The sequence below is a fragment of the Streptococcus mitis genome, from assembly GCF_019929545.1.
Classification (GTDB): Bacteria; Bacillota; Bacilli; order Lactobacillales; family Streptococcaceae; genus Streptococcus; species Streptococcus mitis_BU.
The window spans coordinates 19720-29728 of record NZ_JAHZPT010000023.1 but is presented as its reverse complement, the minus strand read 5'-3'; the positions used below and the strand labels follow the sequence as shown (position 1 = coordinate 29728).

The following is a 10009-nucleotide window of genomic DNA, read 5'->3' as shown; positions in this document are numbered from 1 at the left end:
TGTGGCGACACATGTAGCGGACTAATACTAATAGCTCGAGGACTTATCCAAAGTAACTGAGAATATGAAAGCGAACGTTTTTCTTAATTTGAATAGATATTCAATTTTGAGTAGGTATTACTCAGAGTTAAGTGACGATAGCCTAGGAGATACACCTGTACCCATGCCGAACACAGAAGTTAAGCCCTAGAACGCCGGAAGTAGTTGGGGGTTGCCCCCTGTGAGATATGGAAGTCGCTTAGCTTTAATCCGCCATAGCTCAGTTGGTAGTAGCGCATGACTGTTAATCATGATGTCGTAGGTTCGAGTCCTACTGGCGGAGTAGTTAAGAAAAAAGAGGTTTAGGCCTCTTTTTTTGTAATTAATAATCTATTTAGTGTTATTTGGTGTGAGATATTTTTGCTGAGTAAAGTTTCAGAGCCCTCCTTTTTCGATCAAGGAGATCTTTTTAGTACTTTAATTGAGGGTAGCGAAGAGGCTAAACGTTGCGGACTGTAAATATGATCCTTCGAGGGGTTCGCATCCTTCGGCTTCCATTATCTTAGTTTTTGAAATTTAGGTAGTATATTTGTTCCTATTCTGTCAACTTTTCCTATTTGTTATCTTTTTTAGGTTGGTATTTGAGCAATTCAGGATTTTATAATAACTGTTTATAATTTTTTGTTAGAATAAGGTCATAAAAAGAAAAGGAGTATATATTTATGCTACAAAGTATTTATGATCAGATGATGGATTTTTATAGAAATATTGAAGAAGAGTATGGTATGTTCTTGGGTGATAATTTTGATTGGGAACATGTTCATTTTAAGTTTTTGATTTATTATCTTGTCCGATATCGTATTGTGAGTCATCGGGATTTTATTGTTTACCATTATCGTGTTGCTTATCGTTTGTATCTTGAAAAATTGATAATGAGACAGGGTTTTGTTGCTTGATGAGACAGTATGAGTTAATTTCCGAACAAATTTTACTTTTTGTGGAAAAATAATGATAAATAGACGGAATTTTTTCTAAAACATTTTTTAATAGTTGGAAATAGCAAATCTTTCTATTGTTTCTTCTTGATAAAAAGGCGATTTTTTCTTATAATAAATTGTAAGATATAATTGCAGGTGAGAGTCCTGCCATGTATGTGAGAAAGGAAGAGCCTGAGGGCTCAGACAAGATTATGACTTCAGTTGTTGTTGTAGGTACCCAATGGGGTGATGAAGGTAAAGGGAAGATTACAGACTTCCTTTCAGCGAATGCAGAAGTGATTGCGCGTTACCAAGGTGGTGATAATGCAGGTCACACGATTGTGATTGATGGCAAGAAGTTTAAATTGCACTTGATTCCATCTGGGATTTTCTTCCCTGAAAAAATCTCTGTTATTGGAAACGGTATGGTTGTAAATCCTAAATCTCTTGTAAAAGAGTTGAGCTATCTTCATGAGGAAGGTGTGACAACTGATAACTTGCGTATTTCTGATCGTGCCCATGTCATTTTGCCTTATCATATCGAGTTAGACCGTTTGCAAGAAGAAGCTAAGGGCGACAATAAGATTGGGACTACAATCAAGGGAATTGGTCCAGCTTATATGGACAAGGCTGCTCGTGTTGGGATTCGTATTGCAGATCTTTTGGATAAAGATATTTTCCGTGAGCGTTTAGAACGTAACCTTGCTGAAAAGAATCGTCTTTTTGAAAAATTGTATGACAGTAAAGCGATTGCTTTCGATGATATTTTTGAAGAATATTACGAATATGGTCAACAAATTAAGAAGTATGTGACAGATACATCTGTCATTTTGAATGATGCGCTTGATAACGGTAAACGTGTGCTTTTTGAAGGTGCACAAGGTGTTATGCTAGATATCGACCAAGGTACTTATCCATTTGTTACGTCATCAAACCCTGTGGCTGGTGGTGTGACCATTGGTTCTGGTGTTGGTCCAAGTAAGATTGACAAGGTTGTTGGTGTATGTAAAGCCTATACGAGTCGTGTAGGAGACGGTCCTTTCCCAACTGAGTTGTTTGATGAAGTGGGAGAACGTATCCGTGAAGTTGGTCATGAATATGGTACAACAACTGGTCGTCCACGTCGTGTGGGTTGGTTTGACTCAGTTGTGATGCGCCATAGTCGTCGTGTTTCTGGTATCACTAACCTTTCATTGAACTCTATCGATGTTTTGAGTGGTTTAGATATTGTGAAAATCTGTGTGGCCTATGATCTTGATGGTCAACGTATTGACTACTATCCAGCTAGTCTTGAGCAATTGAAACGTTGCAAACCTATCTATGAAGAGTTGCCAGGTTGGTCAGAAGATATTACTGGAGTTCGTAATTTGGAAGATCTTCCTGAGAATGCGCGTAACTATGTTCGTCGTGTGAGCGAATTGGTTGGCGTTCGTATTTCTACTTTCTCAGTAGGTCCTGGTCGTGAACAAACAAATATTTTAGAAAGTGTTTGGTCCTAAGAGATTTTTAAGATTTGTTTAAGATAGGTCGGGTATACTATAGACAGTTACAAGAAGACCTCCTAACTTGTTGTAACAAATATCCTAAACTTTTCTTTTTCATAATAATCTCCCTATAAAGTCACCACATTCGGTGGCTTTTTTTGTCTCGGGAATCATGATATAATAATAAAATCGATAAGTAGGAAAAGAGAATCGGATGAATTATACAGTTGAAGAAAAAGAAGTCTTTATGAGGGAAGCTTTGAGAGAAGCTGAGATTGCTCTTGAACACGATGAAATTCCAATTGGTTGTGTGATTGTCAAGGACGGAGAAATCATTGGCCGTGGGCATAATGCGCGTGAGGAACTGCAACGAGCGGTTATGCATGCGGAGATTATGGCCATAGAGAATGCGAACCTGAGTGAGGAGAGCTGGCGCTTGCTGGATTGCACGCTTTTTGTGACCATTGAGCCTTGTGTCATGTGTAGTGGGGCGATTGGACTCGCCCGCATTCCAAACGTGGTCTATGGGGCTAAAAACCAGAAATTTGGCGCTGCTGGGAGTTTGTACGATATCTTGACAGATGAGCGTCTCAATCACCGTGTGGAGGTTGAAACGGGAATTTTGGAAGATGAATGCGCAGCTATTATGCAGGACTTTTTTAGAAATAGACGGAAAAAATAATTTTGCTTTTAAAATGAATAGGAATGTGATATAATAAATAGTGGAGCAACAGTTCTGCGTGAAGCGGGTCAGGGGAGGAATCCAGCAGCCCTAAGCGATTTGAATTGTGTGCTCTTTTTTTCGTGCTTTTTCCGAATAAATAAGATAGAATAATCTAGAATAAATGATAATAGAAAAGAGAAGATGATGAAAATTCGTGGTTTTGAATTGGTTTCTAGTTTTACAGATGAAAATTTATTGCCCAAGCGTGAGACAGCGCATGCGGCTGGTTACGATTTAAAGGTTGCTGTGCGCACAGTTATCGCTCCAGGAGAGATTGTCTTGGTTCCGACAGGGGTTAAGGCTTATATGCAGCCGACTGAGGTTCTCTACCTCTATGATCGTTCTTCAAACCCTCGTAAGAAGGGATTGGTTTTAATTAATTCAGTTGGGGTTATTGATGGGGATTATTATGGAAATCCTGGGAATGAAGGGCATATTTTTGCTCAGATGAAGAATATCACAGACCAAGAGGTTGTTCTTGAAGTTGGAGAACGTGTTGTCCAGGCTGTCTTTGCTCCTTTCTTAATTGCAGATGGAGATATGGCTGATGGCGTTCGAACTGGTGGATTTGGATCGACCGGGCACTAGAATGAAGATTATCTTTGTACGTCACGGGGAGCCAGATTATCGTGAGTTAGAGGAGCGTTCTTATACGGGATTTGGGATAGATTTGGCCCCCTTGTCTGAGAAGGGACGGCAGCAAGCCCAGAAACTGAGCACCAATCCTTTACTCCCTTCAGCTGAAATAATCGTATCTTCTGCAGTCACAAGAGCTTTAGAAACGGCTTCTTATGTGGTTTGTGCTACGGGACTTCCTTTAAGAGTGGAGTCTTTATTACATGAATGGCAGGTCTATGAAAGTGGCACAGATAATTTTGAAAAAGCTCGTGCTATATTTCTAGAAAATAATGGGGAGTTACTTCCTAATAGTCCTATTCAATATGAGACAGCTGCGAAGATGAAGTCTCGTTTTCTAGAATGCATGGCTAAGTATCGAGATTACCAGACCGTGATAGTGGTAACTCACAACATGCTCATGCGTCAGTTTGTGCCAAATGAGAAGATTGATTTTTGCCAAGTGATTGAGTGTGAGTTAGAGATATAGAAAGAGGTTTATCATCGCAAAGAAAAAAGCGACATTTGTATGTCAAAATTGTGGGTATAATTCACCTAAATATCTGGGGCGTTGCCCCAACTGTGGGTCTTGGTCTTCTTTTGTAGAAGAGGTTGAGGTTGCCGAGGTCAAGAATGCGCGTGTGTCCTTGACAGGTGAGAAAACTAAGCCCATGAAACTGGCTGAGGTGACTTCCATCAATGTCAATCGAACCAAGACGGAGATGGAGGAATTCAACCGTGTACTTGGAGGCGGAGTGGTACCGGGAAGTCTCGTTCTTATCGGTGGGGATCCTGGAATTGGGAAATCAACCCTTCTTTTACAAGTCTCAACCCAGCTGTCTCAAGTGGGGACTGTTCTCTATGTCAGTGGGGAGGAGTCTGCCCAGCAAATCAAGTTGCGAGCAGAGCGCTTGGGAGATATTGATAGCGAGTTTTATCTCTATGCAGAGACTAATATGCAGAGTGTTCGAGCTGAAGTGGAGCGCATCCAGCCAGACTTCCTCATCATCGACTCCATTCAGACTATTATGTCTCCTGAGATTTCAGGGGTGCAGGGATCTGTTTCTCAAGTGCGTGAGGTGACGGCTGAGCTTATGCAACTGGCCAAGACCAATAACATTGCCATCTTTATCGTAGGTCATGTGACCAAGGAAGGAACCTTGGCTGGTCCTCGTATGCTAGAGCATATGGTGGATACGGTGCTTTACTTTGAAGGGGAGCGCCACCATACCTTCCGTATTTTAAGAGCGGTCAAAAACCGTTTTGGTTCCACTAATGAGATTGGGATTTTTGAGATGCAGTCGGGCGGATTGGTTGAGGTACTCAATCCGAGTCAAGTTTTCCTAGAAGAGCGTTTGGATGGGGCGACTGGTTCGTCAATCGTTGTGACCATGGAAGGGACGCGTCCGATTTTGGCGGAGGTTCAAGCTTTGGTAACACCGACTATGTTTGGAAATGCTAAGCGTACGACGACAGGACTTGATTTTAATCGTGCGAGTCTGATTATGGCTGTTTTGGAAAAGCGGGCAGGGCTTCTCTTGCAAAATCAAGATGCTTATCTCAAATCTGCTGGCGGTGTCAAATTGGATGAACCTGCCATTGACTTGGCTGTTGCAGTTGCCATTGCTTCGAGCTACAAGGACAAGCCAACCAATCCTCAGGAATGTTTTGTGGGAGAACTGGGCTTGACAGGAGAAATTCGGCGTGTGAATCGTATCGAGCAGCGTATCAACGAAGCCGCTAAGCTGGGATTTACCAAGATTTATGTACCGAAGAATTCTTTGACAGGAATTACTCCGCCTAAGGAAATTCAGGTCATTGGCGTGACAACGATTCAGGAAGTTTTGAAAAAGGTTTTTGCTTAATCTGTGACAAATCCTCTTAAAAATGATAAGATAGGAGAAATATTTGACTATCAAATTTTCAAGGAGGGAATCGTGTCGTATTTTGAACAGTTTATGCAAGCCAATCAGGCTTATGTTGCCCTACATGGGCAGTTAAATCTGCCACTTAAACCCAAAACAAGAGTGGCTATTGTGACCTGTATGGATTCACGTTTGCACGTGGCGCAAGCTCTGGGCTTGGCACTTGGGGATGCTCATATCTTGCGGAATGCAGGTGGTCGAGTGACTGAGGACATGATTCGTTCGCTAGTTATTTCCCAGCAACAAATGGGGACAAGAGAGATTGTGGTATTGCACCATACAGACTGTGGTGCTCAGACCTTTGAAAATGGGCCTTTTCAGGAGTATTTAAAAGAGGAACTAGGTGTCGATGTGTCAGACCAGGACTTCTTGCCCTTTCAAGATATAGAGGAGAGTGTACGTGAGGACATGCAACTCCTTATCGATTCTCCCCTAATACCAGATGATGTCATTATCTCTGGTGCTATTTACGATGTGGATACAGGAAGTATGACAGTCGTAGAATTATAAATACTTCATATAGAAAGAAAGTGTATGAAGAAAAACAGCATTTTATTTATTTTTATTTTATTGCTATGTATTGGTTTGCAGTATGAAACAATCTACTATACGGATGGTTCGATGTCAGGTGCAGAATATGGCCTAATGGGAGTTTCTATCTTTCTAGCTCTCTTTTACATGATTCCGGCTCTTTATTTCCTTTTCCGTATTGGGAAAAAATGGGAATTGCCAAAGAATGCCTTGATTCTGTCTTTATTGGGTGGGATGTTCCTTTCAGGTTGGTTGTCTAGCTTTGCTAATACCTATATCCATGATTTATTGGAGGTTCTTTTCCCAGATAGTGCATTTTTAAATGCCTTTGAAAGTGCGATTGTGGCTCCTTTGGTAGAAGAACCCTTGAAATTGTTGCCACTTGTCTTTGTTTTAGCTTTGATTCCTGTGCGAAAATTAAAATCTTTGTTTTTACTTGGGATTGCTTCTGGTTTGGGATTCCAAATGATTGAGGATATTGGCTACATTCGTACAGATTTGCCAGAGGGCTTTGACTTTACTATTTCGAGAATTTTAGAGCGTATCATCTCAGGAATTGCCTCTCACTGGACTTTTTCAGGTTTGGCGGTAGTAGGTGTTTACTTGCTTTACAGAGCCTATAAAGGACAGAAGGTTGGCAAGAAACAGGGGCTTATTTTCCTAGGTTTGGCCTTGGGAACTCATTTCTTGTTTAACTCTCCTTTTGTAGAATTAGAGACAGAGTTGCCACTAGCGATTCCAGTGGTTACGACCATTACTCTATATGGTTTTTATCAGGCTTATCGCTTTGTTGAGAAGCACAATGAGTTGATGAACTAGAATATTTTTCAAAAGAATAATGCAGGGGCACAAATATGCTGCCCTTCTTTTATTTTTGATTGAAAAATAGTGCAAAAAGCGCTACAATGGTAAATGGAAAAATCTTGTGAAAAGCACAAGCGATACATATATACCGGAGGAAATCATGTCTTTTTCTGATTTAAAGCTGTTTGCCCTTTCTTCTAATCAAGAATTGGCAAAACGTGTGGCGCAGGAGATTGGGATAGAGTTGGGGAAATCAAGTGTTCGCCAATTTTCAGATGGAGAGATTCAGGTCAACATTGAAGAATCAATCCGTGGGAAACACGTCTTTATCCTACAATCAACTAGTTCGCCTGTAAATGACAATCTGCTTGAAATTTTGATTATGGTAGATGCTTTGAAGCGTGCGAGTGCAGAATCTGTCAATGTTGTCATGCCTTACTATGGGTATGCACGTCAGGATAGAAAGGCGAGAGCGCGTGAGCCAATCACTTCAAAACTTGTTGCAAATATGCTTGAAGTAGCTGGAGTGGATCGTTTGTTGACCATCGACTTGCATGCTGCGCAGATTCAAGGATTCTTTGATATTCCTGTGGATCATTTGATGGGGGCTCCTCTGATTGCGGATTATTTTGAGCGTCGTGGCATGGTTGGTTCTGACTATGTGGTTGTCAGCCCAGACCATGGAGGAGTGACTCGTGCTCGTAAGTTGGCAGAATTTTTGAAAACATCTATTGCTATCATTGACAAACGTCGTAGTGTTGATAAGATGAATACTAGTGAAGTCATGAACATCATCGGTAAGGTCGAAGGCAAGACTTGTATCTTGATTGATGATATGATTGATACGGCAGGTACAATTTGCCATGCAGCGGATGCCCTTGCAGAAGCTGGTGCTGTTGAAGTCTACGCAAGCTGTACACACCCAGTTCTTTCTGGTCCTGCTATGGACAATATCCAAAAGTCAGCTATTAAGAAATTGGTTGTTTTGGATACCATCTATCTGCCAGAAGAGCGTCTGATTGATAAGATTGAGCAAATTTCAATCGCTCATCTCCTAGGGGATGCTATCGTCCGTATCCATGAAAAACGCCCACTTTCTCCACTTTTCAGTATTGAGAAAAAGATTTAATGACCAAGCCTGAGATGATTCTCAGGTTTTTTTCATCTCTTTTCCGAATAAATAGATAGAGCCAGAGAATCTAGGAAACCTAGATTTAAAACTGTGGTATAATAAAAGGAGGAAGAGGATGATTCTAAGACATCCGGACATTAGCCCGACCAATGATTTGGTTGCTAAGAAAATATTTAGCAATCCAGAAATCACTTGTCAATTTATTCGCGATATGCTGGACTTACCAGCAAAAAATGTGACGATTTTGGAGGGAAGTAACATTCACGTCTTGCCTTCACTGCCGTACTCAGCGCAGGATTTCTATACCAGTATAGATGTTTTGGCGGAGTTGGACAATGGCACGCAAGTAATCATTGAAATTCAGGTGCATCATCAGAATTTTTTCATTAATCGTTTATGGGCTTACTTATGCAGTCAGGTCAATCAAAATCTTGAAAAAATTCGCCAACGTGAAGGTGATACACACCAGAGTTACAAACATATCGCACCTGTTTACGCTATCGCAATTGTCGATAGTAATTATTTCCAAGATGATTTAGCCTTTCATAGCTTTAGCATGCGAGAGGACACGACAGGTGAGTTCTTAACCATCACCAACAATGGACAAGAAAACCATCTGGTTAAGATGGCGTTCTTGGAACTAAAAAAATACAGAGAAACCAGCAAAGACGAGGTTCGCAAACCGTGGTTGGAGTTTTTTGGGAATAAACCCTTTACCCAAGAACCAGAGCGAGCTATCAGCCAAGCAGACCAACTGCTAGACTACAAAAGCTGGTCCGAGGAGGACAGGAAAATGTTTAGTCAACTACGTATGCGAGAAGAACAAGCCTTGTTAGCACAGGACTATGCCTTGGAAACCGCTAGAGCCGAAGGTATTGAACAAGGTTTAGAACGTGGACTTGAACGTGGTCGCGCAGAGGGCATTGAACAGGGACTGGAGCGTGGGAAAGTTGAAGGAAGGGAAGAAGGGAAACTTTTTGCCTTCTTAGACATGGTTCGCCAACATGTTTTAACTTCCGAATTTGCTAGCGAGCAATTAGGCATGACGGTCGCAGAGTTTGAGGCACTCTTATAAGGTCATCATAGTAATAGCGTTCTTGGAATTAAAAAAATACAGAGAAACCAGCAAAGACGAGATTCGCAAGCCCTGGTTGGAGTTTTTTGGGAATAAACCCTTTACCCAGGAACCCGAGCGAGCCATCAGCCAGGCAGACCAACTGCTAGACTACAAGAGCTGGTCCGAGGAGGACAGAAAAATGTTTAGTCAACTACGTATGCGTGAAGAACAAGCCTTGTTAGCACAGGACTATGCCTTGGAAACTGCTAGGGCAGAAGGGCTGGAACAAGGTATTGAACAAGGTTTAGAGCGTGAACGAGCTGAGGGGATTGAACAGGGACTGGAGCGTGGGAAAGTTGAAGGAAGGGAAGAAGGAAAACTCTTTGCTTTCCTAGATATGGTTCGACAAAATCTTCTGACACCAGAGGTAGCCAGTCAGCAATTAGGCATGACGGTCGCAGAGTTTGAGGCCTTGCTATAAGGTCACATTTTAAATAGTAGAAAGTTTATAAAATGGCAAGTTGTTATCAAAAAACTTGTCATTTTTGCTTGACATTTCGAAGGGGTTATAGGATAATACCATAGAAGTGAGTTCTGTCCGACTGTCTATGTGGATTAGATATGAATGATTTTAATCAAGGATTAAAAGTTTGTGAGATTTTCACTTGAATATAGGATATTTTAAGCGTATTCACTCTCACAAAGTTGTTTTTTCACCTTTTTTTCTAAAAATAGGAAAAAACTTTAAAAACTCGAAGAAAACCCTTGACAAATCCTGCAA

10 protein-coding genes, 1 tRNA gene, 1 rRNA gene, 1 other RNA gene and 1 pseudogene are annotated in these 10009 nt (G+C 41.2%); all 14 read left to right on the top strand.

Going from position 1 to position 10009, the window contains the following annotated elements; translation table 11 throughout:
• Positions 1-127 precede the first annotated feature (127 nt).
• Positions 128-243, top strand: a 5S ribosomal RNA gene (gene rrf / locus K1I71_RS07170).
• A gap of 5 nt (positions 244-248) precedes the next feature.
• A tRNA-Asn gene (locus K1I71_RS07165) sits at positions 249-322 on the top strand.
• A 379-nt stretch (positions 323-701) separates the two neighbouring features.
• Positions 702-935: a sigma(X)-activator ComW gene (gene comW / locus K1I71_RS07160; RefSeq protein ID WP_045606484.1), complete on the top strand. Its 234-nt coding sequence runs from the start codon at positions 702-704 to the stop codon at positions 933-935.
• Between the two features lie 233 nt (positions 936-1168).
• Positions 1169-2455: an adenylosuccinate synthase gene (locus tag K1I71_RS07155; RefSeq protein WP_033686089.1), complete on the top strand. Its 1287-nt coding sequence runs from the start codon at positions 1169-1171 to the stop codon at positions 2453-2455.
• 199 nt (positions 2456-2654) lie between these two features.
• Positions 2655-3122 carry a tRNA adenosine(34) deaminase TadA gene (gene tadA, locus K1I71_RS07150; protein WP_001110112.1) on the top strand — a complete coding sequence of 156 codons (468 nt, stop codon included), beginning with the start codon at positions 2655-2657 and terminating at the stop codon, positions 3120-3122.
• Positions 3123-3154: 32 nt separating this feature from the next.
• Positions 3155-3252: signal recognition particle sRNA small type (gene ffs, locus K1I71_RS07145), an RNA gene on the top strand.
• Positions 3253-3308: 56 nt separating this feature from the next.
• Positions 3309-3752, top strand: a complete 444-nt coding sequence (locus K1I71_RS07140) for a dUTP diphosphatase (protein WP_078238237.1) — start codon at positions 3309-3311, stop codon at positions 3750-3752.
• Positions 3712-4269: a histidine phosphatase family protein gene (locus tag K1I71_RS07135; RefSeq protein WP_223330595.1), complete on the top strand. Its 558-nt coding sequence runs from the start codon at positions 3712-3714 to the stop codon at positions 4267-4269. The genes K1I71_RS07140 and K1I71_RS07135 overlap by 41 nt, the downstream gene beginning before the upstream one ends.
• A 13-nt stretch (positions 4270-4282) precedes the next feature.
• A complete protein-coding gene (gene radA / locus K1I71_RS07130) occupies positions 4283-5644 on the top strand; it encodes a DNA repair protein RadA (protein WP_077804517.1) in 1362 nt (453 codons plus the stop codon).
• 72 nt (positions 5645-5716) lie between these two features.
• A complete protein-coding gene (locus K1I71_RS07125) occupies positions 5717-6214 on the top strand; it encodes a beta-class carbonic anhydrase (RefSeq protein WP_004240973.1) in 498 nt (165 codons plus the stop codon).
• A gap of 24 nt (positions 6215-6238) precedes the next feature.
• Positions 6239-7054 carry a PrsW family intramembrane metalloprotease gene (locus K1I71_RS07120; protein ID WP_223330594.1) on the top strand — a complete coding sequence of 272 codons (816 nt, stop codon included), beginning with the start codon at positions 6239-6241 and terminating at the stop codon, positions 7052-7054.
• Between the two features lie 145 nt (positions 7055-7199).
• Positions 7200-8168, top strand: coding sequence for a ribose-phosphate diphosphokinase (locus tag K1I71_RS07115; RefSeq protein ID WP_033682853.1), 969 nt, complete (start codon positions 7200-7202; stop codon positions 8166-8168).
• Between the two features lie 118 nt (positions 8169-8286).
• Entirely contained in the window at positions 8287-9246 is a 960-nt protein-coding gene (locus tag K1I71_RS07110) for an Rpn family recombination-promoting nuclease/putative transposase (RefSeq protein WP_223330593.1), read from the top strand.
• Positions 9247-9250: 4 nt separating this feature from the next.
• Positions 9251-9709 (top strand): annotated as a pseudogene (locus K1I71_RS07105) (Rpn family recombination-promoting nuclease/putative transposase); the annotation flags it as partial.
• Between the last annotated feature and the right edge of the window lie 300 nt (positions 9710-10009).